This window comes from Pseudofrancisella aestuarii (genome assembly GCF_003574475.2).
GTDB lineage: Bacteria > Pseudomonadota > Gammaproteobacteria > Francisellales > Francisellaceae > Francisella > Francisella aestuarii.
The window spans coordinates 351,569-375,052 of record NZ_QLIS02000003.1 but is presented as its reverse complement, the minus strand read 5'-3'; the positions used below and the strand labels follow the sequence as shown (position 1 = coordinate 375,052).

Genomic DNA, 23,484 nt, shown 5'->3' with positions numbered 1-23,484 from the left:
TAGCGATATTATTATGATATTTAAAATAAGTTTTTACATACTTATATTTATTACCATATTTTTTGCTATCCCAACGTTATATATATGTCATAAATCAAATAACAAAAACTACTTAAAAGTTCTTAACAAAGTAATAAAAAATAACTTACTAATTAGCATATTCGTCATATTTGTAACATATTGCTCTATACAACAATATACTGATAAAGAAAATAAAGAGAATCATCATCAATATGTAGAAATAGAAAAAAATAAGGTAATTTTTGATCTATTACTTCATGGCGTGCAAAGCCAAAAGAACTATACTGAGCAATATAACATTGATATAAAACAAAAACTCTTTAATCTACAAGATGATAAAAATAAATGTTTTAATCAAGCTAATATGGCTAAATGCTTAATTACTCATAATACATTTGATACTCAGACTATAAGTTTCATGAAGGAACAAGCAATTTTATTAACTGTACAACTTATTAATTCTGAATCAATGATTAATCTATATAAACAGCTAGGTTTTAATGATGAGTTAGATAAATTGACTACAGAGTATTTAATTGATCTTAATAATCTTAGTAATATAGATGATTTAAATTTAATAGCAAAACAGTATGCTGAAAGATATGATGATAAAATTAATTATAATGAAGCTTATGGCGATCAAAAGGAAATGTTTAAAGCTAACGTAGCTATAAATATGAATCTAAAGACTATAAATTATATCTATACAAAAGCATTAATGAGATATCTTAAAAGAATAAACGATATCATGTATTAATAAATCTCAAAATCCCACCAATCCCCTCGTTATATAATTACCTCTAACATTACATGATTAACAAAATGTAATACGCTTAATAGCAATCAATATACAAAAAATAAGGATAAAGTAAAAGATCAGGTCCTTATAAACACAGCATTAGAGAATGAAAGTGAAAGGCAAGTAAAAGCTTTTACCAATGAGGTAAATGATCAATTAAGAAGAATGAATAGTCTTGAAATAGAAGAACGCATATTTGCATTTTGCTCATACCTTATAAGAGTCAGTTTACTACTCAAAATCCCACCAATTCAGCTCATTATATAATTACAAATAAAGTTACATAACATTCATTTTGTATGTTGTGTAAAGCTATATGTAATACAAATAACTACTTACCTCCCTTTTTACCACCACTAGTTTCAATCTTTTCCTCTGATCTAAAATTGCCACTTGTTATAGTATTAGCATCTCTAATCTTTACAGTTCCAAAAACCACGCCTATAGGATCTAAAACGTTAGCTTTAGGTATAGAATCCTGCTCTATAGACTCCGCAGCTTTTGCTTTTCTCGTATTTCTCTTATTTATAACAGACGATATTGCCGCTGTAACAAAAGCAAATGCAAGTGAATAAAGTAAAGTATCTAAACCAAACATTTTATAACCTTAATATAAATGAATATAAATAAATTATATTACGTATATTGAAAGTAAGATTTTTCTACCATTTCTAATACTATAGAGACAAAAATCCCACTAAATTCATATCACATATAATTACCTATATGGAATGTTTAATACCACAAACTATACACAGCCATACACTAAATATAGGGGTTAATATGGGTAATATTAGACAAATTGCATGGGAGAATGGTTATCAACTACCTACTAATGCAGAGACTCAAAGAATAGCTTTATATAACTGGTTTGAGAAGTCTAAATATGTAGTAAAGACAGATGACAATACTTATATATTTGGAGACTCAAGAACTGGAGCTAGATATAAAGTATCTAATGGTAAATTGATAGATCAACATTTAGGGGTAGTAAGATGAGAGAACAAAATCATAATTTAGACTTTAAGACTAAGACAGTTCCAATAACTCTAAGAATTGATGAAAACGAACTACAACAATTAAAGAATATATCCAAAGAGAATGGCATACCTTATGCAACACTTATTAAGTCATTGATCTTTAGGTTTAATAGAAATCTTATTAACTTTATGTAGGTGGAAGTATGACAGAGGAAAAGAAGATTGAGTTAGCTAATAAAATGCTAGAGCAATCAGTAGAATTATTTAATAACCATTTCCTTAATCTGAGTAAGAACTCTACTAAAGACTGCATAATAAACATTAAAAATCTTAGCCATGCTACAGGTAAGAAAGTAAAGCTCTATATAGATAGTGGAGATGATGAATAATGAAAACAGATCTAACAGCTAAGCAATTAGAATTTTGTAAGTGGGTGTTGCAAGGACATGATTATACTTATGCTTACGAACAGGTATATGATACTAGTAAAATGAAGAAGTCTACTATCAATAATGAAGCCAGTTTATTGATGAAGAATGAGAAAGTTTTAGCATTTATAGAAAGTGTACAACAAAGAGAGATGCTAGGAGTATTTAATACTAGGCAAAAATACTTAGATAAGCTAGATGATATTATTGATAGTAAAAGTAGTACTATGACTGAAAAGATACAGGCAATAAATACAGTAGCTAAACTTAAACAATGGGATAAAAGACAAGCTGGCTTACAAGTGGATTATCAAGAAGAAAATGATATACAAGCAGTAAAGTATGCTCGTGAAACAGTTATAGGCTGGAATGAAGTACCCCAAAAAGATATTTAATACCATTAGATTACCATTAGGGTTTCTGCGTCTTATAAGTAAGTGAAAATAAATGCAGATTAATTTTAATATGGTAAGGTTTTGGAAAGGGTTTTAACACACTATAATAAAGGGAGATTAAGTGTCAATATACATGAGTTTTGGCGTCTTATAATAAAAGGAAATCAAACGCCAATATACATGAGTTTTTAGCCATTATAAGTATAGGTGTAATTAAAGCTCTTTATAATGAGTTTGTAAAAGATATAAATCTAGTTGCTCAGTAATAATAAAACAGATCAAAAATAGAGGGTACTTTGCAAAAAGTGTATACGAAAATGTATACGAAAACTTATTTGTAAAAACAAAATCTTTATGTATCAATAGTTACAAGCCATAGTTCCGAGTTCGCCGCCCACCAAACTTAAATCCCAACTTATCCCAAACAGACCCACAAAGCCAATAAAATCAAACATAAGAGAAAAGAGAGATTTTAAGCAAGTATAGGGACATATTTTGAAACCTATAACCAAATCAAAAGGACAATAGAGGGAGGTTTAGGGCTAATTGTTGGCTGAGGGAAAGCCTAATTCTAGAATAAAATTGCTTCAAGTTGGTTTAAATGCATCTCAAAGAGATAATGATAAGTATAGAAGAATTAATTAATGAATCTCAAGGGGAAATATGGATGTTTTTAAAATAGAAGATAATAACGAATATTTTATAATTCGTAAGGGCTTAAGGTGTAAGCTTATACAAAAAGATGAGTTGCCTAAAATGCCAGAAAACTTCAATGGTATTGCAAAGAAAATAATAATATCAGAAAGTAATCATGAGTTTAGACTTAATAAGGATGATTGTTTATTTAATGTCAGCAATGAAGATATGAGTTTTACTGGTCATTGGAATAATAAAGTACCTTGTCCATTATCAAATAAACCAACTCTTAAAAAAAATTGGTACATATCTCCCTCTGAAGATGGTTATGTATTTGATTTTAAAAAAAGTATAGGGAAAGAGGTTTATTTATATAAAAGAAAATAAGCTGTAAATATTTTCTATTGAGAAGTAATATTATATAAAAAAACTATCTATCACTTATTGCTATGAAAAACTCAGTATCTTATATAAAAGGCTTTATTTCAACCATAGTCTTTATTGCTTTTATATGTTTTATAATTGTATTTTTTGCAGGGTCGGCTATAGAAATAACAAAAGCTAGCTTGGGTTATATTTTAACTTCCGTTTCAATTATGATAGGATTCTTTGCTAGCTCATTAATAATAGCATTAAAAGATAATGAAATAATAAAAGCCCATAAGTCGGACTTTATTATAATTTTCTTTGTCTTATTGTCGCAGATAATTTTAATACTTTGGTCTTCAATAATGGTTTTATTAAGTGATGATACATTTAAACTCTTTGCATCCCTTTTCTTTATTAAGTTCTTTATACTGTTTGTTGTATTCAGCTCATGTATATCAATATTTACAGCCATTTTCTTTTTAGTTAAGTCTAAATAACCTCTTTATAAATCCTGCTTTTAAAATATGATATAAAATTTTTTACTAAATACTTGAAGGTATATCATACTTACATTTACAAACAGGTTTGTCACAGTTTGCTAATGGTAGTATAGGGATATCTGCAAGTTTAAAACTCTGCCCCTCTAACTTTTTAGCACAAGAGCAAGAATCTTTACTTGTTGACACACATATTAACTCTTCAGAAGAAGCTAAAAGCTGTTTTATGCTAGCCTTTCTCTTCTTCATATAATCACTAGATGAGTATAAGTTACTAATTGATTCATTAATTTCATCAGCTCTATTTATATGCTCATCTTTTATAAGATTTATAAAATCCCATCCATATTTCTTTCTGACATTTAGCCCAAATTTTTTCTTTTGATCCGCAGTAAGTAATTTACCATCACCTTTCTTTATTCTTTTTTTAGTATCAGGATAAGGCGCTTTTAAAAAAGCTAAGCTATCTATTTCCTTTTTTATATCTATTGTAGGCATTAACTCAATAAATTCTTCTACACTTTTTGTTGGTTTAGTATTTAAAGTTTCTCTCTCTTCTTTTTGCTTAGATATCTGGCATGCTTCACGTGCTTTTTTTGCTAAGTTATCAACTTCGTTAATAGGAGCTGGCTCTACTTTAAGTAGACCAAATCTTACTGCCAATGATTTTAAAAAATTTAACATAATGCCTGTTTACAGCTTAAGTATAAATTTATGATACCTGAAATATATGCTTGAGTTAATTAAAAAATTCCCTATAAAACAAATCTCCTTCTATAAAGATATCTCTCAACTATAAATAATATGGCTTATATCCATAAACTTAGCCACATTCGCTGGTTAAATTGTGATTGTTCTAGTGGAATACCTAATTGAATGGGTAACCAATAAATAAAAGAAGCTAATATACAAACAAATATAAATATGGCGATGAGTTTTAAACTCTTAGCTTTTGCAGATGATAAATAAGCTATATACCAAGCTAAAATAAATATTCCAAATGTCGCTGCTGATTGATAATGATAAAGAAAGAGACACCGTTTCACTAACACCCAAGGTAAAAAATTAGCAAAATATCCCGCTAATAAAAGTGACATTACCATAAATGCTCGTGTCATAACGCCATTTAAAAACCAATTTCTAAATAGCACAAGCCAATGTATCACCATACAAATAATAGCAATAGCTGAAAACCAAGCAATAGCAGGATTAGGAAATAAATGAACATCTGTATAAATAATACTCTTTTGCCCAAGTGCATTATAAATAGTTTCAGTACTAAAACTATAGCCAATTGGTCGAATCATAAATGGCCATGTATACCATTTTGAACAATATGGATGCTCATTAGAACCAACAAGACTTTGATGGTACGCCATAATTTGTTGATGTATACCTATAAAGCTATATTCAGTATTAAATAGTCGATCAGGAATCCAAACCAAACAGTAGACGATAAAAGGTAAAATTAATAAATAAACCAACATTTCCCAAATCGCTACATTAAATTTTAAAACAGAATTATGAGTTGATGGTTGTTGTAAAACTGGACGGTATTTATCACATAAAAAAAGCACTTTATATAAGATTAAAAACATTAATATAGCTAATAAATAGCCTGAGCCATTCCACTTTACTGAAATAGTTAAGCCAATAAATATGCCACATAGAATAAACCAAATATGTCTATTTTTAGCTTGCAATGCTTTTGACAAAAATAAGATTGAACAAAGCCCAAATAAGACTATATATATATTATTCATCCCATGACGAGAATCTACTAATAATGATCCATCTATACTTATTAAGAAAAAAACTATTAATGCGAACCATTTTTTTTGGCTTACAATATAAGCTGTTAACCACGCAACCAAAGTTAAAACGACTCCCATAAATGCATTAATCCAGCGATAACTCATTGCTGGAATTTGCTCATAAGGAATAGTATGAAAATCTGTTGCCGAAACCCAAGGAAAATGATAATACAGCCAAATACTACTAGCAAAAATATAATTAGCCAAAGGTGGATGTACATGAAAAAATGTTTTACCAACAAGATAATCATATCCATACAACGGAAAGTATACCTCATCAAAAACAGGTCCTAGTATAGTATCTAGATGCCAAAATCTTAAAAAAATTGAAAGTATAAGTATCAAACTAAATAAGGATAAATAAATAAGATTTTTACTTAAAATAAACTTAAGTTTAGACATAGATAAAAATTATAGTTTGAATTGTTGGTATTATTATAGATAAGCTCGTTCTTTATTAAAATGGGTTTCTAGCCAATACCTGTGCAGATTATATGAGTTATAGTTCGGTATTATTTACATGAAATAAAATAAGTATCTTTATTATTTTTTTTGTAGTACTCTTCCTTGTGTAGATTTATCTCTTTATTTAAATTCTTTTTTAATCATCCTGAGTGATCATAAAATTTAAAATATTATTTTTCTAACTAAGTATATCTGCAAAATATTAATCAATAAAAAAGAGAGTAATAATGAGTAATGAATTAACAGGAACAGTTAAGTTCTTTAGTGATGAAAAAGGGTTTGGTTTTATTAGTTGTACATCTTTAAGTAAAGATGTATTTGTACATGCTTTAAATATTAGAGCAGGTAGTCTTTCCAGTAATCAACAGGTTAAATTTAAAGTTAGAGAAGGAAATAAAGGTAAAGAAGCATACGATGTTATGGCTATTTAATACCTCATCTTATAATTAATTCTATCTATACCTGTCAACAGACAGACTTTATATCTAAAATTAAAAAAGCATAAGTAAAGAATTCTTAGGATAACTTTACCTTAAAAATATTTAACTATCAGCAATATCATAACTAGGTAGTTTTATATCTTCTTTAAACATACTTCCTATTATAAATTTTGATAATATTGGTACTTTAGTCATTTTTAGAAATATACTAGCTAAATATTTATGAAAATTATTTCTAGGTGCAAAAAATGCCAAATTGGTTAAAGCAGCTTTTTGCTTATTCTCTATAAACTTTTTCAATATCAGTTCATAATTATCAAAAGCTACTTTATAGTCTCCTTTAGCCTTATATAGCTCTCCTGCTAACACATATGCTTCCATTATGGCAAACATGCTTCCTTGGCCTGCTAGAAGCGAAGGACAAGCTGCTGCATCTCCTATAAGAGCAACCCTATCAGAGCTCCAACTTTCCATACGTATTTGGCAAACTTTATCAAAATAAACATCTTCTGCATCATCAAGACGCTCCAATATATTAGGAACTTCCCACTCCATATCCTTAAATACCGAACGAAGAACTTCTTTTCTTTCCTCTAATGAGGTTGGTATTTTTTCAACCAATTCAGATCTGAATGTAAATAAAAATAAAGTTTTATTATCTTCTATCGCAGCCTTAGCTACTTGTTTTTTAGAATCTATAGATACAACATAAGCATTTTCTTCTCTAGGCTCATAATCTGATAGCGTTAATGCTACAACATATGTATCTAAATCAAATTCCTCATATGAGCTATTTTTAAAAGCTAATGTTCTAATTTGAGAGTGTAATCCATCAGCGCCAACTATAAGATCAAACTTTTCTTTTTTACCATTAGATAAATGTGCAATAACTCCATCTTTAGCTTTTTCTATGGAACTAATATAACATCCAAACCTTACATCCATATTTCCACAAGCATTATAAATAACCTCTGAAATATCACTACGTTTTAGACTTAAGAATCGACCAAAGGTCTCTTTACTCATAGCCTCCATATCTATATTTGATGAGTTTTTACCCTTTCCATTAAAACATTTCAAAGTATTAATATTATAAGATTTAGATTCTAAGTCTGGTAAGATTCCCATCTTTTCTACTATATCGTAACCTGATCCCCAAAAATCTACTATGTAACCACCTTTTCTTAGCTCACTAGCTTTTTCAAATAATACTGGTTCATACCCAAATCTTTTTAACCACCAAGCAAGAGTTGGTCCAGCTATCCCTACACCGTTTATAGCTATTCTCATATAGTCTCCAAATAGTTTTTAAAAACCTTGTATTTAAATTTTACTCTTTTATGAGACTTATAAAAATATTTATACTCTTATAATTTATATAAATTAAGATTCTCAATAAATTAATCTAAAAAATCTAACTGTCATTTTAAAGATTTTTAAATGCTTTTTTATACCACAATAACAAAACTATAGCGGCACTAAATTTTGCAATACAAGGAAATACACAATACACAATTTTAATTGTAACTTCTAAATTCGATGTAGAGGATGAGTTTATCTGTGTATTTAATATTGGTAATGCAATTATTGTTGCTAAAGCAAAGCAAAACTTACCAATAAACGCAAGAATTGCATAATAGCCATTACCAAGTTCCCTGCGTTTAGGATTATCTATCCATTTTGCTAGTAATATATTTGGTAATATTAACTCAGATGCAAATCCTCCACCTGATAAAAAACTAATTATTGAGAAGTAAAAAATATCTCCAGACTTCAGAAAAAATGCAAATATAAATACTATTACACAAAATATTAGTGCATAACTCCAAGTCTTAATAATACCAATTTTTATGGCTATCTTTCTTACTAATGGTATAAAAAGAATTGCTCCTAAAAAGTATAGAAATATATACAACCCTGTAAAATCAGTTGTTTCTAATACATATCTACTAAAAAAAACTAAAGTCACGGCTGGTATAGCTGATCCTAAAGCACTTAACGAGTATGCTAAAAATAGAAATAAGCTATTTTTATCAAATGCTTTAAAATAATCATAAATCTTAATATGATCTGTTACTTTTTTATCAATATTTACTTTATCTAGCCAATTTAAGAAAAAAATACTTGCAACAATAATCAAAAAAATTGCTATAACAGAGTATATTAAATAACTTTGTTTCTGTGGAAAATATAATAAAAATACAAATGGTAGTATTGAGGCTATTAAAACTCCAATAATATTAAAAACTTCCCTAACACTAATTACTAAAGAGCGACTTTCATCATTATCTAACCACAAAGCTCCTCTAGTATAAATAAATATAGTTGTATAACTAAATGCTAAAGTTGCTAAAAAAACACCTATAAATAAATTAACTACTTTATTAGAGAATATTGGTGAGCATGTTATATACATACCCAATATGAAACAAATAATGATTATTATAAAACTAACTTTATTAAGCTTATAAAAACGATCACAATACCAACCTATTATAGGATCAAAAATAGCATCTAAAATACGTAAACTAAAAAGTATAATACTTAATGCTGTAAGATCAACACCGTAACTAGTGTAGTAATAATCTGGTAAAAAAATATATATGGGAACACTGGCAAAAGCTATTGGCATTGCTATAAAAGAGTAACTAAAAATTTCAAACTTTTTTATTGTCATTAATTTATCTTAATAACTTCAAATATCAACTTTATTATACATGAAATCTAACAATAATAATGTCTATAGAAAGTCATCGCCATTAGTTATTCTTATTAGAGTTATACGTTTAGATATTTATCAAAAATAGAAAAGCTTTTAATAAAAGTATAGATTAAAAGAACAGTAAAAATATTATTTACTAAATTAAATTTTCATTGGCATTATTATGAATAAACTATTATCTTTTTCATCTTTTACTAATGCGCTCATATTAGGATTATCAAGATATATATCTATAGTATCTTCATCTATAACATTGATAATATCTAATAAATATTTATAGTTAAAACATATCTCCATAGAGTCGTCATTGTATGAAACTTCTACTCTATCTTCAGCCTTCTCATTATCTGGATTATTTGCTGATAAAAGCATTTGTCCAGGAGAAACATGTAAACGAATTCCCTTATATTTATCATTAGCTAATATAGAAGTTCTTAATAAAGAATTTTTAAGAACTCTCTTATCTATAGTTAAAAGTTTAGTATTATTCTTTGGTACAACTTTTTGATAGTCTGGGTATCTACCATCTATTAATTTAGAAATAAATGCATAATTTCCAAACTCTGCTTTTAAATAGTTCTTACCTAACTGTATTCTTATTATATCTTCAGATCTTCCTACTATTTTTTTAAGTTCTAAAACAGATTTTTTAGGTATTATAGCCTGTGATGTACTATCTATAACCTTACTATCTATTATAGATTCTGTTATAGACATTCTATGACCATCTGTAGATACAGCTCTTAATAAATTGGCATTTATATCCCAAAACATTCCGTTAAGAAAATATCTAGTATCATCATTAGCCATAGAGAAATCAACTTTTGATATGATATTGTGAAAATCTTGTTGAGACATATCAAAACTAGATTCTTCATTTATATTACTATCAATCAATGGAAAATTATCAGGATTTAAAGATATAAGATTAAATGTACTATTATTAGAAACTAATGTAATTTTATTTCCATCTACTTTAAAGTCTAACATAGCATTTTCAGTAAGACTTCTTACAATGTTATAAATTTTGTCAGCATTTAAAGCTATTCTGACTCCGCTGTTACAACTAACAGGTATTTCACAAGATATTTCCGTATCTAAATCAGATGCTGTTACTGTTAATACATTATTTTTTATATCAAACAAAATGCAAGATAATAATGGCATTGTACTTTTACTATTTGCAACAGATAACATAGATTGTAAAGGTTTTAGTAAGTCATCTCTATTTAACACAAAATTCATATAAACCCCTTCTCTTCCTTTAATTTTTAACGTGAAATTTTATCTAAAAGCAAATCATAATCGTCTGATATTGATGTATTGCTCTGTCTTAATTTTGTTATTGCTTTTACAGCATGCATAACTGTTGTATGGTCTCTACCACCAAAAGCCGAACCAATCTCAGGTAAGCTATGAGATGTCAATTCTCTTGATAAGCTCATAGCCATTTGTCTAGGTCTAGCAATATTGCGACTTCTTTGATTAGATAATAAATCTTTTACTCTAATTCTATAAAACTCAGCTACAACCTTCTGAATATTTTCTATTTTTACTTTCTTTTCTTGTATCTTTATTACATCTTTTAAGCAAGCTTGAGCAACCTCAACTGTTGGATCTTTATGATTAAACCTTGATGTTGTTAAGACTCTATTTAATGCCCCTTCTAACTCTCGAACATTTGTACGAACATTCTCAGCTATAAAAGTAGCCGTTTCATTTGGTAATTTCTGCCCTAAATCATGTGCTTTTTTAAGTAATATGGCTATTCTCGTTTCTAAATCAGGCATATCTACTGATACTGTTAATCCATATCCAAATCGTGATACAAGCCTTTCTTCTAATCCTTCTATTTCATTAGGATATTTATCACTTGTTAAAATAATTTGCTTTCCATTTTCATATAAAGCATTAAATGTATGGAAAAACTCTTGAGCTGTTCCTTCTTTACCTGCTATAAATTGAATATCATCTATAAGTAATATATCTGCTGATCTATAAACGCGCTGGAATTCATCTTGATCCTGTAAGCGTATTGAATTTACATAGTCTTTAATAAACTGTTCGGAGTTTGTATATATGATTCTAGCATTTGGATTTACATCTTTCGCATGATTTCCTATTGCCTGCATAAGATGTGTTTTACCAAGTCCGCTACCTCCATAAATAAATAAAGGATTATGTAATTTACCTGGATTAATAGATACTTGCATTGCTGCTGCCCTTGCTATTTTATTAGCATCTCCAACAACAAAACTATCAAAAATATATTTATCTTTTAAAGGCAAGCCAAAAGAGTATTCTTCACCTTCTTTAGCTGTTATAAGCATTGCTTCATCAAAACCAAATAATTCTTGTGATGATTTCTTTGAAATTTGCTTTTTTATACTTTTAGGTGTTTCTTCTACTTCTATTGTATCATCCTTTACTTCTACATTTTTAGTATTGAAAAAATTAGCTTGTGGCCCGACAGTTATTTCAGAATAATTATCATTATTAGATTCAAACTTTTTGTTAGAATACTCAACAACTAAATCTCCATCATGGCACTCTTCTAATATAGATAGTATAAGGTTTCCATATTTACCTTTAATATGTTTTTTAAAATATTCATTATTACAATATACTGTGAATAAATTGCTTTTCTGATCAACATAAATAGGCTTTATCCAAGTTTTATATTCAAAACTTGAAAGTTCCTTTTTAAGTTTTTTTAAACATTTATCCCAGGTGGCCATGAACAATAGATCCTTGAAAGCCTTTTCATTAAAAGGTTTTAAAGCTTTTAAAAACTAATTATATAACATGGTTAAGATTTTATGGTAAATAAAAAGAATAAGCAATCTGTTTAGTTCAACTTTGTGGATAACTCTGTTAATTAAATTGTTTATTTTTTGTTTATTTCCTTGTTTATTAAGTTATTCACAAATATGTTAATAAAGGTGTTGATGTTTTTAGACTTTTTTTATTAACATTTTTATTAACACTCTTTACATATACAAACAACATCTTTTTATTTATCTTTTTACACAAGTAAAACTCTTGATATTACAAGCTCTTATAAAGTTATCAACAGTTTTTACAAAACCAATAGATAATAATATAAGAAAGAAAAAGAAAAAATATATATTAATAGGTTATATAAAAAACAAAAGAAAAATATAAAATAAAAAAATCTATATAATAAGATGTTAATAAAAGAAGAAGTTAAAAATATTTTTATGGATAAGTTAATTACAGATATATTTTTAAATATAAACAATTATGAAAATCGTATAGCCATAAAAGAAAATAATATCTTAAAAGAAATATATATTGAAAGAGATAATCAAAAAAGAATTGTTGGAAATATTTATAAGGGTAAAATTATAAGAGTTTTACCAGGTATGCAAGCAGCTTTTGTTGACATAGGTTTAGAAAAAGCAGGGTTTTTACATTTATCTGAAGTTTTACCTTTAGAAAAAGAAGAAACTGATGGAGAAAACATAAAGTTAAATAAGCTTTCTAATGAAGATATAAATAAATGGTTAAGAGAAGGTCAAGAAGTATTAGTACAAGTTGTAAAAGAAAGTATAGGTAATAAAGGAGTTAAATTAACTTTACATTTATCTGTATCTTCTAGATTTTTAGTTTTTTTACCAGACTTAGATCATGTAGGTATATCTTTAAAAATATCTAATCAAGAAGAAAAAGATAGACTCTTAAATAATATAAAAATAATAACTAAAAGTGAAAATCCTCGGGGTTATATATTAAGAACAGCTGCCGAAGATGCAAGTTTAGAAGAATTAACTAATGATATAAAGTTTTTGAATAATTTATGGCAAGACATCATTGATACAGCAAGCACTATTATAAAACCAGGTGTAGTTTATGAAGATTTTAGTTTAGTTATAAAAACAATAAATATTTATGCTAATGACAAATTAAATAGAATATTAGTAGATGATATAGATACATATAGTGAAATATGTCATTTTGCAGATAAATATATACCTGGTCTTAGAGAGAAAGTAGAACTATATCAAAAACATAATCTTTTTGAAGAATATGATATAGATAAAGAAATAGAAAAAGCTCTAGAGAAAAATGTTTATTTAAAGTCAGGTGGATATCTTATTATAGAGCAAACAGAAGCTATGATAACTATTGATATAAATACTGGTGCTTTTATAGGTTCTAAAAATTTGGAAGAAACTATATTTAAAACAAATTTAGAAGCAACAAAAGAAATAGCTAGACAACTAAGACTTAGAAACTTAGGTGGAATTATAATAATAGATTTCATAGATATGTTTGATGAAAATCATAAAGAACAAGTTTTAGAAGCTCTAAAAAAAGAATTAGAAACAGATAAAGCAAAAACTAATGTTAGTCAGATTTCATCATTAGGTTTAGTAGAAATGACTAGAAAAAGAGTACATGAAAGTTTATCAAGAATTTTATGTGAGCCTTGTAAATATTGTCAAGGTAAAGGGGTAGTTAAAACGTTACAAACAATATGTTATGAGATTTTTAGAGAAATTAAATCAGAATTTGGAAATTATCCAAATTATAATGGATTTCTATTAATATCATCAGAAGAAATAATAGAGTATTTAGAAAGAGAAGAATCTATTTGGCTAGCAGAACTTGAATTATGTATAGGTAAAAATATCCATTTAAAAGCTGAGCCTACTCAATTATTTAATCATTATGATGTCATCCCAATAAATTAATTTATTTTTATAAAATGATGTTGACAGCTTAACAAAAGAGTTTATAATATCATTTCATGAGTTTGCCGACATGGCTCAACTGGTAGAGCAGCCGACTTGTAATCGGCAGGTTCCGGGTTCAAGTCCTGGTGTCGGCACCATGTAGGAGTGGTAGTTCAGTTGGTTAGAATACCTGCCTGTCACGCAGGGGGTCGCGGGTTCGAGTCCCGTCCATTCCGCCAGTATTTAAACCGTAATTTATTACGGTTAACCTTATTAAGGTTTGATTTTTAATATTATATTCAGTTTTCCCCTTTTTTATATCTGATTTTATTGGTCAAACCTTAATACTTTAAATAAATTTTGCTTATTTTATAAATATTTTTTATTCTATATTTTTGTTATTATCTATTAATATTTTTATTAACTTTCATTTAGGTTTATTAGTGTTTAAGTTCGAAAAAAAATATTTAAATTCAAAAGTTTACAATATAGATTATTCTGCTGATTTAAATGATGTTTTTTATAAAGTTTGTAATAGTAAAAAAAATACTATCCTTTTAGAATCAGCAGAAATATCAACAAAAGATAAATTAAAAAGTATTTTAGTTGTAGATAATGCTGTAAGAATTTCTTGTATAGGAAATAAAGTCATTTTTAAAGCATTATCTAAAAATGGTGAATTTTTATTAAAATCTTTAGAATTTAATATAAGCAAAAATATTAAATATAAATTAGATAAAGAAGAGTTAGTTTTAGAATTTGCTAAAAACAACTCTAAATTAGATGAATATTCTAAATTAAAGGAACAGTCTGTTTTTGATGCTTTAAGGTTAGTTAGAGATAGTTTTGAATTAACTAATGAATATTCTGTATTTTTAGCAGGATTATTTGCTTATGATTTGGTTGGTACTTTTGAAGATATAAATAAAGTTGAGAGAAAAAATAAATGTCCAGATTACATTTTTTATGTAGCTGAAACATTATTAGTTACGGATCATCAAAAAAAAGAATCTTTTATTCAAACAAATTTATTCAATAGAAATATAGAAAAAACTATTGAAGATAGAGTAGATTTATTAAAAATAGATTTAAATAAAAAAATAGAAGAAGAAAAAGTAAATAAAATAAAAAATTTAGATGTTTCTATATCATTATCTGATAAAGAATATTGTCAAATAGTAGATAAACTAAAAACAAATATAATAAATGGAGATATCTTCCAAATAGTTCCATCAAGAAGTTTTTATTTGCCATGTCAAAATTCTTTATCAGTATACAAAGAACTAAAAAGAACTAATCCAAGCCCTTATATGTTTTATATGCAAGATGAGGATTTTATTTTATTTGGAGCATCTCCAGAAAGTGCTGTTAAATATACTAAAGATACTAATCAAGTAGAGGTATATCCTATAGCAGGGACTCGTCGTAGAGGTAAAAACTTAGATGGTAGTATAAATTTAGATTTAGATAGTCGTATAGAATTAGAACTTAGACTAGATGCTAAAGAAAATGCTGAACATATGATGTTAGTTGACTTAGCTAGGAATGATGTAGCTAGAATATCTAAAACAGGTACAAGACATGTAGCAGATTTATTAAAAGTTGATAGATATAGTCATGTTATGCACCTAGTTTCTAGAGTTGTTGGGCAATTAGCCGATGATTTAGATGCTTTACATGCATATCAAGTTAACATGAATATGGGGACATTAACTGGAGCACCAAAAATAAAAGCTATGCAACTTATAAGTGATGTTGAAAAGAAAACTCGTGGCAGTTACGGTGGGGCTATAGGTTATATTAATGGTTTTGGAGATTTAGATAGTTGTATTGTTATTCGTTCAGCATACGTAGAAAATGAAATAGCTGAAATACAAGCTGGTGGTGGGGTGGTTTTAGATTCTATACCTATAGCAGAAGCTGATGAAACAAGAACAAAAGCTCAAGCTGTAATATCAGCTATTAAAAATGTTCATGGAGAATAATTATGGCTAATATTATATTTATAGATAATTTTGATTCTTTTTCTTATAACTTAGTAGATGAAATTAAAGCTTTAGGAAATAAAGTTTCTGTTTATAGAAATAACATAGATTTATATTATTTATTAGAAGAAATAAATAATATCAAAGATCCAGTAGTTGTTATATCTCCAGGTCCAGGTAGTCCAATCGAAGCGGGTATTATTATTGATCTTATAAAAGAAATAAGAGGAAAAGTACCTGTTATAGGTATTTGTTTAGGCCATCAAGCAATAGTCGAAGCTTATGGTGGTATAGTTTCTCATGCTAACGAAATAGTTCATGGCAAAGTTGCTAGAGTAAAACATAATTCTCATAAAATTTTTAAAGGGTTAGATTCACCTATGTCTGTAGCAAGATACCATTCATTAGTAGCAATTAAAGTGCCTAAAGATTTGAATGTAATAGCAGATGTAAATGATTTGGTGATGGCTGTTATAAGTGATGAAGATAAAGTTTGTGGCTTTCAATTTCATCCAGAATCTATAATGACAACAAATGGCTCTAAGCTTCTAGAAAACACAATAAATTGGGTTTTAGAAAAATGATCAGTTTAGATGATATTATTAAAAAACTTTATAATTTAGAAGATTTAACCTCAAAAGAAAGTTATCGGCTTTTCACATGTTTTGTAAAAGGAGAAATTCCATTAGCTTTACAAACCAGCATATTAACAGCTTTAAAACTAAAAAAAGAAACACCAATAGAAATAGCAGCATCAGCGGAAGCATTAATAAATAATGCTAAATCTTTTCCAAATATAGATTATGAGTTTGCAGATATAGTTGGTACAGGCGGAGATGGGTTAAATACTATTAATATATCAACGACAGCAGCTTTTGTAGCGGCTACATGTGGTTTAAAAATAGCTAAACATGGTAATAGGAGCATCTCTAGTAAATCAGGATCGTCAGATCTTTTAGAATCTTTTGGTATAAATTTAAACTTATCTCCAGAGAAGACTAAAAACTCAATAGATAAAAATAATTTAGGTTTTTTATTTGCACCAAATTATAACGATGGTCTTAAGTATGTTAGAGATGCTAGAAAAATAATGAAAACTAGAACAATCTTTAATATTTTAGGCCCTCTTATTAATCCAGCTAAACCAAAAATAATACTAGTAGGCGTTTATTCTAAAGAGCTAATTTTGCCAATGGCAAAAACTTTAGCAAAAATGGATATTAAAAGAGCTGCTGTTGTGTATGGAAGTGGCTTAGATGAGGTTGCTATACATGATGTAACATATGTTGCAGAAGTTAATGGGTTAGATATAAAAGAGTATGTTTTATCTCCTTCTGATTTTGGTATAAAAACTTATAAAATAAGTGAAATACAAGGAGGGTTACCTGAAGAAAATAGAGAAATAACAAAGAAGATACTTCAAGGTAAAGGAACAGATGCTCAAAATAGTGCCGTAGCAGTTAATGTAGCATTGTTAATGAAATTATTTGGTAGAGATAATATTGTAGATAATACAAAAGAAATATTATGTGTCTTAAAGTCTGGAAAATGTTATAAAACATTACAACAAATAGTTGATCAAAAATAAACTTTCTAATGCTATATAAATAAAGAAGATAAAATCTATAATCTATAAAATAAGAAAAGATAAACCTTTTCTTTATTAGTATGAAAAATCTTGATAAAAAAATAATACCAATTTCCTTTTTTTTGATGTTCTTATTTATAAGTGGATGTAGTAACTCGAGTGAAAGTAATGATAAAAAGAATTTTGGAAAAATAGGTGTTTTTTTTATAAATGGGAAAAGAGTTTACTCTCCATATTCAGATAATAGAAAAGAACCTTTTCCGACTGAAAGAAAAACAACAGTTAATGGACAAGCTGAAATAACCTATCTAATACCACCAAAAAAAGATGGACCTAATATTGTTTTGGTTCCTGGATTTGGTTTATCTTCATCTATTTATCTAACAACTCCAGATGAAAGAGATGGCTGGGCACAAACATTTTATGAAAAAGGTTACCCTATATATGTGATGACTCCGCCAGATAGAGCAGGATCAATAAGAGTAGATATGGTAAATGCTTGCTTAAAAGATAGTAAAAAGTATGATTGTGATAGTTTTTATGCGCAACTTGGCTATACTTCACTAGAAAATCCATGGCAAACATGGGGATTTGGTCCAAAATTTGGAGAAACTTTTTCTGATTCAAAATTTCCAGCCATTCCTTTAAAAGAGAATTATATAGAACAGTTTGGAGCATCTTTCGTAGTTTATCAAGGCCCGAGTAACTTGACTATGACAGAAGCAGAAGCAATGAATAAAACAAGTGAAGAAGCAATAAAAGCGCTATTAGAAAAAGTTGGCCCATCTGTATTAGTATTACATTCGGCATCAGGAACAGCAGGATATAAGGTGGCTGAAGAAAACCCATCATTAGTTAAAGCCATTGTGGCAATAGAGACTACAGAATGTCCTTCTAATAATAAAGAAGGAAATAGCCCTTTAGGAAATATACCTTTTCTTGGTATATGGGGAGATCATATATATGAACGAGGAGAAGAAGGTAATCATCCAGCTCGATTAAAATCTTGTAAAGAAATGGTTAAGGCTATAAAAAAAGAAGGTAAAGTCCCTGCTGAATTGATATCTCTTCCGGAAAGTTTAGAGATATATGGTAACTCTCATATTATGATGCAAGATAGCAATAACAAAGAAATAGCTAATATAATATCTTCTTGGTTAAAGAGAAATAATATTAATTAAAAATACTTTTCATTTCATTAATAAACAACTCGATCAATTTCATTTTCTCTGAATTCTTATAAAAATATGCATATAGATCAGTAGTATATTTATATTTAGGTAGAAGATGTTCTATTTCATTTTTCTTTAATAAATCACTTACTAAAAAAGTAGCAACTCTAGCGATTCCATAATTATTTTTTATTAGGTTTAGCATAATATTGCCATTATCAATCATAAAGTTTCCTGAGATTTTTATAGATTTTCCAGGGTTAAATAACCATGTATCTGGTTTAAAATCAGTTCCCCATTTTAAACATGTATGATCTTTTAAATCATCTAAGATTTTTGGTTTTCCATACTTTTTAGTATAAGCTTTAGATGCAACTAATATAAAATCTATAGATCCAATTTTTTCTTTAGTTACAGAGACCTCATTTAGGTTTTTATAAGAAAATTTAATATCATATTTTTTTAATAATAAAGATTCTGTTGAGCTATCACTGTATAAGTCGTAATTTATATTTGGATACTCTTTTATTAAGTTATTTATGGTTTTTAAGATAAATTTTTCTTGTATTAAAGGGGCTGATGCAATACTAAGATCTCCATGCCAGCTTTTATTAAAATTCTCTTCTGGAGAAAAAACTTTATTAAATTCATCTAAAAGAATTTTAAACTTTTTATAAAAAGAAATTCCTTCTTTAGTTAGAGTTAGTTTTCTTGTACTTCTATCTATTAATACTATATTAAGTTGTTGCTCTAAATAGCTAACTTGCCTACTTAAGCTAGATGGAGATATATATAAATATCGTGAGGCAGCATTAAAGCCTTTATTATCAACAACAATAATAAAATTTTTTATACATAGTAACTTATCCATTCTCTTTCCTGTATATTGCAAAAAACGCAACATAATGTTGTAAAAATACTATATTATCATTTCGTAAAGTGAAATATATACTATTTTCTAAATAATAAATATAAGGGAATAAGATGAGGAAGATAGTAATTAATAATTATTCTAAAGTTTTTCTAACTTATTTAGCTATATTAGCAACATTGGCAATAATAACTTCAGATATTTATCTGCCATCAATGCCAACGATAAAACATAATCTTGTAACAACAAATAGTTTAGTTGAATTAACAATAAGTCTATTTATGTTTGGGCTTGCTGTAGGTCAGTTAATTTATGGACCTTTATCTGATAATTTTGGTAGATATAGAATATTAAGCGCAGGACTGCTTATATTTATACTTGGAAGTATAGGTTGTTATACAAGTAATACTATTACTTTTTTATTAATTAGTAGGTTTATTCAAGCTATAGGAGCTTGTGCTGCTATGACATTATGGCAACCTATGGTTATAGATAGTTACGGAATAAAGAATGCTCATAACAAGTTAGCTTTAATTTATCCTTTTATGGGAGTTTCACCCGCTATTTCTCCAGTTATAGGAGGATATCTTCATGAGAGTTATGGATGGAGAAGTTCTTTTTTAGTTTTAGTAATACTGGGAGTTTTATTGTGTACAATAACAATAATTTTTTTAGAAAATAAACAGCCAAGTAAAAGCTCAAGAAGCGGATTTAAAAAAATAACTAAAAACTATAAAAGACTTCTTACATCAAAAAAGTTTCTTAATTTTGCAGCTTTATCTTTTTTGGGTTTTGGGGCGTATTATGCATATTTAGCATACTCTCCATTTCTATTTAAGAGTATGGGTTATAGCTCTAAAGAAATTAGCATGTTTTATTTTCCTACAACAATAGCCTATTTTATTGGAAGTTTTGCCTCTAAATATAGTGTAGGAAGCATAGGTAAAAAAAGAAGTTTAATAATTGGGATAATAATATTTTTTATTGGAGCGTTTAGTTTACTTATAATAGGACTCTTTACGAAGCCTATCTATGCAATAGAGGTAATAATACCATTTAGTTTTATAATTGTTGCAAATGGTTTTTTAATACCGATAGGTATGTCTTCAGCAATAACACTTTTTGAAGATATATCTGGCACTGCAGCAGGAGCTGTAGGATTTTTTCAGTCGATGACAGCTTTTATTTGTTCTTACATAGTCGCAAAAATAAGTGAAACAAAAGGTTTGATGGCATTTTCTATAGTTATCTGCATAATATGTATTATGGTATTGTTTGCTTTCATGTCCATTTTTTATAAAAAGTTTTTTAGAAGGCGGTTATCGAAGTATAGAATGCAATGATTAAAGAAATATTTTGTCATTGGCAAAATAAAAACAAAGTTTAACAAAGATTCTAAAAATGTTTTTTAAGTTATAAAAAATTGCTAATCTTTAATTACTAATCTTTTTATTTACTCATTCATATATGCTTAATAAAACTATAAAAATGCCTGACGCTTTGGTAATTATTTTTTTTCTGGCTTTAATGGTTGTTGTTGCTAGTTATCTTGTACCTGTTGGAAAGTTTGATGTTAAGCAAATATCTTATATCTCAGATGGGAGTACTTTAACTAAGAAAGTTCTTATAGCAGATAGTTTTCAGTTTAAGTTAGATGGAAATAGTAAACCAGAAACAAGTCCTATAAAGATATTTGCTACGGGAGATAATGACTCTCATGGATTTACAAATTTTATTTACAATGGCTTAACAGCAGGCTCTCATACGGGAGGAGCTATAAGTATAATAGCTTTCTTACTTATTATAGGGGGGTCTTTTGGAATAATTTTAAAGACAGGTGTTATAGACAACGCTATTTTAAAAGCTATTAATAAGTTAAAAGATAATAAAATTTTACTGCTACCTGTTCTTAGTTTTTTCTTTTCTTTAGGCGGAGCTGTTTTTGGAATGGGAGAAGAAACTATTCCTTTTATAATTTTATTAACTCCTATTTTTGTACTAATAGGTTACGATGCTATTACTTGTGTTTTAGTTACATATTTATCTACACAAGTAGGTTTTGCTACTTCTTGGATGAATCCTTTCTCTATAGCTATAGCTCAGGGTATAGCAGATATACCAGTACTTTCGGGAAGTGTGTTTAGAATAGTTATGTGGATGATATTTACAGCCTCTATAATGGCTTATTCACTATATTATGGAATTAAAATTCAAAAAAATCCTAAGCTTTCTAGTGTATATGAAACTGATAATTATTTTAGAGACTCATCAGATCATAAACTCAATCCTAATTATAATATGAATATATATTCTTGGCTAATTCTTCTTACATTAGTAGGAGGCATGTTTTGGTTAGTTTATGGTGTTGTTGAGCTTGGGTATTATATTCCTGAAATAGCCACCTTGTTTTTTATATTGGGTTTGATAGCAACAGTTTTAGCTATTTTAGGAGAAGTTAATTATATGACTGTGAATACAGCAGCAGAAGCTTTTAAAGAAGGAGCAAAAGATCTTCTGCCAGCATGTATAGTGGTTGGGATGGCGTATGGTTTAGTTATATTAATGGGAGGCTCAAACCCTACTGATTATACAATGCTAAACACAATACTTCATTATTCTGCTAATGCTGTAAGTGGTATGAATGAGTATTTTTCTGCCATTTTTATGTTTTTATTTCAGGCAATTTTTAATTTTTTTGTAACATCAGGTTCTGGTCAAGCAGCTTTAACAATGCCAATTATGTCACCATTAGCTGATTTAAATGGTATAAGTAGACAGATTGCAGTATTGGCTTTTCAGTTAGGAGATGGATGGACTCATTGTTTAATGCCAACTTCCGCATTATTAATGGCTGTACTAGGTATAGCTAAAATACCTTATGGAAAATGGTTAAAGTTTATTTTTAAATTTTATTTATATCTTATGCTTCTTAGTACTATTATGATGATTATAGCTGTAGCTATTAACTATAATTAAAGGGGTTTAATGACAGATTTACAAAAGAAAATAAGTTTTATAGAAGAGACAGATAAGCTAAAAAGTATATATCGTAGAGCATTAATAAAATGCGATAATAATCGTAGAGAAAACACGGCCGAGCATAGTTGGCAAGTAACTTTAATGGCTGTGATTTTACAAGATTATGCTAATGAAAATATAGATATAACAAAAGTCATGAAAATGTTACTAATTCACGATATTGTAGAAATATATGCTGGAGATACTTTTGCATTTGATAGCCATGCTATATTGGCAGAACAAAATGCTAAAGAACTAGATGCATTAGAAAAGATATTTTCACTTTTACCAAATAAAGATGCTAAAAAATATAAAAATCTTTGGCTAGAGTTTGAAGAAAATAAAACAGCAGAAGCAAAGTTTTCTAAAGCTATAGAGCGAGTTGTACCCCTGTTTCAAAATATGCAAAATAATGGTGGTAGTTGGACAGCCTATGGAGAGATTCCAAAAGAGAAAGTTTTAAAAAGAAACGAAGGGTTAAAAGAAATAGCTCCTAAGCTTTGGGATTATATCGTTGAGCAAATTAATATAGCTGTATCCAGAGGATGGTTAATTTAGGATAAAATAGAATATATAAATTAAAC

Annotated in this window: 24 protein-coding genes and 2 tRNA genes; 18 read left to right on the top strand and 8 right to left on the bottom strand. The window is 28.0% G+C overall.

The features are described 5' to 3' along the window. Positions 1 to 13: 13 nt before the first annotated feature. Complete coding sequence (locus DNK87_RS08690; protein ID WP_154401855.1) at positions 14 to 778, top strand: hypothetical protein; 765 nt, start codon at positions 14 to 16, stop codon at positions 776 to 778. Between the two features lie 373 nt (positions 779 to 1,151). Here the strand turns inward: DNK87_RS08690 and DNK87_RS08685 are convergent, their stop codons facing one another. Beyond that, positions 1,152 to 1,418 carry a hypothetical protein gene (locus tag DNK87_RS08685; protein ID WP_119331165.1) on the bottom strand — a complete coding sequence of 89 codons (267 nt, stop codon included), beginning with the start codon at positions 1,416 to 1,418 and terminating at the stop codon, positions 1,152 to 1,154. Positions 1,419 to 1,603: 185 nt separating this feature from the next. Here DNK87_RS08685 and DNK87_RS08680 point away from each other — a divergent pair, with 185 nt between their 5' ends. From DNK87_RS08680 to DNK87_RS08655, 6 genes are all read left to right on the top strand, one after another. Further along, entirely contained in the window at positions 1,604 to 1,819 is a 216-nt protein-coding gene (locus tag DNK87_RS08680) for a hypothetical protein (RefSeq protein ID WP_119331164.1), read from the top strand. Next, the gene (locus tag DNK87_RS08675; protein WP_119331163.1) at positions 1,816 to 1,995 is read left to right on the top strand and encodes a CopG family antitoxin; all 180 of its coding nucleotides are present in this window, start codon (positions 1,816 to 1,818) and stop codon (positions 1,993 to 1,995) included. Before DNK87_RS08680 ends, DNK87_RS08675 begins: the two co-directional genes overlap by 4 nt. Before the next feature lie 8 nt (positions 1,996 to 2,003). Then, a complete protein-coding gene (locus tag DNK87_RS08670) occupies positions 2,004 to 2,189 on the top strand; it encodes a hypothetical protein (protein WP_119331162.1) in 186 nt (61 codons plus the stop codon). Next, positions 2,189 to 2,623, top strand: a complete 435-nt coding sequence (locus DNK87_RS08665) for a terminase small subunit (protein ID WP_244614643.1) — start codon at positions 2,189 to 2,191, stop codon at positions 2,621 to 2,623. Before DNK87_RS08670 ends, DNK87_RS08665 begins: the two co-directional genes overlap by 1 nt. 663 nt (positions 2,624 to 3,286) lie before the next feature. Continuing rightward, entirely contained in the window at positions 3,287 to 3,646 is a 360-nt protein-coding gene (locus DNK87_RS08660) for a hypothetical protein (protein ID WP_119331161.1), read from the top strand. A 62-nt stretch (positions 3,647 to 3,708) separates the two neighbouring features. Beyond that, the gene (locus tag DNK87_RS08655; RefSeq protein ID WP_154401854.1) at positions 3,709 to 4,125 is read left to right on the top strand and encodes a hypothetical protein; all 417 of its coding nucleotides are present in this window, start codon (positions 3,709 to 3,711) and stop codon (positions 4,123 to 4,125) included. Between the two features lie 45 nt (positions 4,126 to 4,170). On the opposite strand, the gene DNK87_RS08650 is transcribed toward DNK87_RS08655, so the two are convergent. Together DNK87_RS08650 and DNK87_RS08645 are read right to left on the bottom strand one after the other, a co-directional pair. After that, positions 4,171 to 4,809: a hypothetical protein gene (locus tag DNK87_RS08650; protein ID WP_119331159.1), complete on the bottom strand. Its 639-nt coding sequence runs from the start codon at positions 4,807 to 4,809 to the stop codon at positions 4,171 to 4,173. 125 nt (positions 4,810 to 4,934) lie between these two features. Beyond that, positions 4,935 to 6,341: a phospholipid carrier-dependent glycosyltransferase gene (locus DNK87_RS08645; protein WP_119331158.1), complete on the bottom strand. Its 1,407-nt coding sequence runs from the start codon at positions 6,339 to 6,341 to the stop codon at positions 4,935 to 4,937. A gap of 290 nt (positions 6,342 to 6,631) precedes the next feature. Here DNK87_RS08645 and DNK87_RS08640 point away from each other — a divergent pair, with 290 nt between their 5' ends. Further along, positions 6,632 to 6,835 (top strand): cold-shock protein, encoded by a 204-nt coding sequence (locus DNK87_RS08640; protein WP_119331157.1) that lies wholly within the window; start codon positions 6,632 to 6,634, stop codon positions 6,833 to 6,835. A 111-nt stretch (positions 6,836 to 6,946) separates the two neighbouring features. On the opposite strand, the gene DNK87_RS08635 is transcribed toward DNK87_RS08640, so the two are convergent. The 4 genes from DNK87_RS08635 to dnaA form a co-directional block, all read right to left on the bottom strand. Continuing rightward, positions 6,947 to 8,134 (bottom strand): FAD-binding domain, encoded by a 1,188-nt coding sequence (locus DNK87_RS08635; protein WP_119331156.1) that lies wholly within the window; start codon positions 8,132 to 8,134, stop codon positions 6,947 to 6,949. A 136-nt stretch (positions 8,135 to 8,270) separates the two neighbouring features. Continuing rightward, positions 8,271 to 9,521 (bottom strand): MFS transporter, encoded by a 1,251-nt coding sequence (locus DNK87_RS08630; RefSeq protein ID WP_119331155.1) that lies wholly within the window; start codon positions 9,519 to 9,521, stop codon positions 8,271 to 8,273. Between the two features lie 186 nt (positions 9,522 to 9,707). Further along, the gene (gene dnaN / locus DNK87_RS08625; protein ID WP_119331154.1) at positions 9,708 to 10,811 is read right to left on the bottom strand and encodes a DNA polymerase III subunit beta; all 1,104 of its coding nucleotides are present in this window, start codon (positions 10,809 to 10,811) and stop codon (positions 9,708 to 9,710) included. A gap of 26 nt (positions 10,812 to 10,837) precedes the next feature. Beyond that, positions 10,838 to 12,304 (bottom strand): chromosomal replication initiator protein DnaA, encoded by a 1,467-nt coding sequence (dnaA, locus tag DNK87_RS08620; RefSeq protein WP_119331153.1) that lies wholly within the window; start codon positions 12,302 to 12,304, stop codon positions 10,838 to 10,840. 450 nt (positions 12,305 to 12,754) lie between these two features. Here dnaA and DNK87_RS08615 point away from each other — a divergent pair, with 450 nt between their 5' ends. The 7 genes from DNK87_RS08615 (at position 12,755) to DNK87_RS08585 (ending at position 19,020) form a co-directional block, all read left to right on the top strand. Next, positions 12,755 to 14,284 (top strand): Rne/Rng family ribonuclease, encoded by a 1,530-nt coding sequence (locus DNK87_RS08615; RefSeq protein ID WP_244614642.1) that lies wholly within the window; start codon positions 12,755 to 12,757, stop codon positions 14,282 to 14,284. 64 nt (positions 14,285 to 14,348) lie between these two features. Then, positions 14,349 to 14,424 (top strand) — tRNA-Thr (locus DNK87_RS08610). A gap of 4 nt (positions 14,425 to 14,428) precedes the next feature. Then, positions 14,429 to 14,505, top strand: a tRNA-Asp gene (locus tag DNK87_RS08605). 204 nt (positions 14,506 to 14,709) lie between these two features. Next, positions 14,710 to 16,251: an anthranilate synthase component 1 gene (locus tag DNK87_RS08600; RefSeq protein WP_119331152.1), complete on the top strand. Its 1,542-nt coding sequence runs from the start codon at positions 14,710 to 14,712 to the stop codon at positions 16,249 to 16,251. Between the two features lie 2 nt (positions 16,252 to 16,253). Beyond that, positions 16,254 to 16,835 carry an aminodeoxychorismate/anthranilate synthase component II gene (locus DNK87_RS08595; protein WP_119331151.1) on the top strand — a complete coding sequence of 194 codons (582 nt, stop codon included), beginning with the start codon at positions 16,254 to 16,256 and terminating at the stop codon, positions 16,833 to 16,835. Beyond that, the gene (gene trpD / locus DNK87_RS08590; RefSeq protein ID WP_119331150.1) at positions 16,832 to 17,839 is read left to right on the top strand and encodes an anthranilate phosphoribosyltransferase; all 1,008 of its coding nucleotides are present in this window, start codon (positions 16,832 to 16,834) and stop codon (positions 17,837 to 17,839) included. The genes DNK87_RS08595 and trpD overlap by 4 nt, the downstream gene beginning before the upstream one ends. A gap of 80 nt (positions 17,840 to 17,919) precedes the next feature. Next, the gene (locus tag DNK87_RS08585; RefSeq protein ID WP_119331149.1) at positions 17,920 to 19,020 is read left to right on the top strand and encodes an alpha/beta hydrolase family protein; all 1,101 of its coding nucleotides are present in this window, start codon (positions 17,920 to 17,922) and stop codon (positions 19,018 to 19,020) included. Here DNK87_RS08585 and DNK87_RS08580 read toward each other — a convergent pair. Then, positions 19,013 to 19,882: a LysR family transcriptional regulator gene (locus tag DNK87_RS08580; protein ID WP_159240256.1), complete on the bottom strand. Its 870-nt coding sequence runs from the start codon at positions 19,880 to 19,882 to the stop codon at positions 19,013 to 19,015. The genes DNK87_RS08585 and DNK87_RS08580 overlap by 8 nt on opposite strands. Before the next feature lie 113 nt (positions 19,883 to 19,995). Between DNK87_RS08580 and DNK87_RS08575 the strand changes: the two genes are divergently transcribed. The 3 genes from DNK87_RS08575 to DNK87_RS08565 all read left to right on the top strand — a co-directional run bounded on the left by DNK87_RS08575 (position 19,996) and on the right by DNK87_RS08565 (position 23,458). Then, positions 19,996 to 21,225: a Bcr/CflA family efflux MFS transporter gene (locus DNK87_RS08575; RefSeq protein ID WP_119331147.1), complete on the top strand. Its 1,230-nt coding sequence runs from the start codon at positions 19,996 to 19,998 to the stop codon at positions 21,223 to 21,225. Positions 21,226 to 21,349: 124 nt separating this feature from the next. Next, positions 21,350 to 22,858: a putative basic amino acid antiporter YfcC gene (gene yfcC, locus DNK87_RS08570; RefSeq protein WP_119331146.1), complete on the top strand. Its 1,509-nt coding sequence runs from the start codon at positions 21,350 to 21,352 to the stop codon at positions 22,856 to 22,858. 9 nt (positions 22,859 to 22,867) lie between these two features. Beyond that, on the top strand, positions 22,868 to 23,458 hold the full coding sequence (locus DNK87_RS08565; protein WP_119331145.1) for an HD domain-containing protein: 591 nt from the start codon (positions 22,868 to 22,870) through the stop codon (positions 23,456 to 23,458). The last annotated feature ends 26 nt before the right edge of the window (positions 23,459 to 23,484 follow it).

What these genes read in the sequence shown, in the direction of transcription:
- DNK87_RS08690 (WP_154401855.1), top strand. Translation starts at nt 14, where the DNA reads ATGATATTTAAAATAAGTTTTTACATACTTATATTTATTACCATATTT.
- DNK87_RS08685 (WP_119331165.1), bottom strand. Translation starts at nt 1,418, where the DNA reads ATGTTTGGTTTAGATACTTTACTTTATTCACTTGCATTTGCTTTTGTT.
- DNK87_RS08680 (WP_119331164.1), top strand. Translation starts at nt 1,604, where the DNA reads ATGGGTAATATTAGACAAATTGCATGGGAGAATGGTTATCAACTACCT.
- DNK87_RS08675 (WP_119331163.1), top strand. Translation starts at nt 1,816, where the DNA reads ATGAGAGAACAAAATCATAATTTAGACTTTAAGACTAAGACAGTTCCA.
- DNK87_RS08670 (WP_119331162.1), top strand. Translation starts at nt 2,004, where the DNA reads ATGACAGAGGAAAAGAAGATTGAGTTAGCTAATAAAATGCTAGAGCAA.
- DNK87_RS08665 (WP_244614643.1), top strand. Translation starts at nt 2,189, where the DNA reads ATGAAAACAGATCTAACAGCTAAGCAATTAGAATTTTGTAAGTGGGTG.
- DNK87_RS08660 (WP_119331161.1), top strand. Translation starts at nt 3,287, where the DNA reads ATGGATGTTTTTAAAATAGAAGATAATAACGAATATTTTATAATTCGT.
- DNK87_RS08655 (WP_154401854.1), top strand. Translation starts at nt 3,709, where the DNA reads ATGAAAAACTCAGTATCTTATATAAAAGGCTTTATTTCAACCATAGTC.
- DNK87_RS08650 (WP_119331159.1), bottom strand. Translation starts at nt 4,809, where the DNA reads ATGTTAAATTTTTTAAAATCATTGGCAGTAAGATTTGGTCTACTTAAA.
- DNK87_RS08645 (WP_119331158.1), bottom strand. Translation starts at nt 6,341, where the DNA reads ATGTCTAAACTTAAGTTTATTTTAAGTAAAAATCTTATTTATTTATCC.
- DNK87_RS08640 (WP_119331157.1), top strand. Translation starts at nt 6,632, where the DNA reads ATGAGTAATGAATTAACAGGAACAGTTAAGTTCTTTAGTGATGAAAAA.
- DNK87_RS08635 (WP_119331156.1), bottom strand. Translation starts at nt 8,134, where the DNA reads ATGAGAATAGCTATAAACGGTGTAGGGATAGCTGGACCAACTCTTGCT.
- DNK87_RS08630 (WP_119331155.1), bottom strand. Translation starts at nt 9,521, where the DNA reads ATGACAATAAAAAAGTTTGAAATTTTTAGTTACTCTTTTATAGCAATG.
- dnaN (WP_119331154.1), bottom strand. Translation starts at nt 10,811, where the DNA reads ATGAATTTTGTGTTAAATAGAGATGACTTACTAAAACCTTTACAATCT.
- dnaA (WP_119331153.1), bottom strand. Translation starts at nt 12,304, where the DNA reads ATGGCCACCTGGGATAAATGTTTAAAAAAACTTAAAAAGGAACTTTCA.
- DNK87_RS08615 (WP_244614642.1), top strand. Translation starts at nt 12,755, where the DNA reads ATGTTAATAAAAGAAGAAGTTAAAAATATTTTTATGGATAAGTTAATT.
- DNK87_RS08595 (WP_119331151.1), top strand. Translation starts at nt 16,254, where the DNA reads ATGGCTAATATTATATTTATAGATAATTTTGATTCTTTTTCTTATAAC.
- trpD (WP_119331150.1), top strand. Translation starts at nt 16,832, where the DNA reads ATGATCAGTTTAGATGATATTATTAAAAAACTTTATAATTTAGAAGAT.
- DNK87_RS08585 (WP_119331149.1), top strand. Translation starts at nt 17,920, where the DNA reads ATGAAAAATCTTGATAAAAAAATAATACCAATTTCCTTTTTTTTGATG.
- DNK87_RS08580 (WP_159240256.1), bottom strand. Translation starts at nt 19,882, where the DNA reads ATGGATAAGTTACTATGTATAAAAAATTTTATTATTGTTGTTGATAAT.
- DNK87_RS08575 (WP_119331147.1), top strand. Translation starts at nt 19,996, where the DNA reads ATGAGGAAGATAGTAATTAATAATTATTCTAAAGTTTTTCTAACTTAT.
- yfcC (WP_119331146.1), top strand. Translation starts at nt 21,350, where the DNA reads ATGCTTAATAAAACTATAAAAATGCCTGACGCTTTGGTAATTATTTTT.
- DNK87_RS08565 (WP_119331145.1), top strand. Translation starts at nt 22,868, where the DNA reads ATGACAGATTTACAAAAGAAAATAAGTTTTATAGAAGAGACAGATAAG.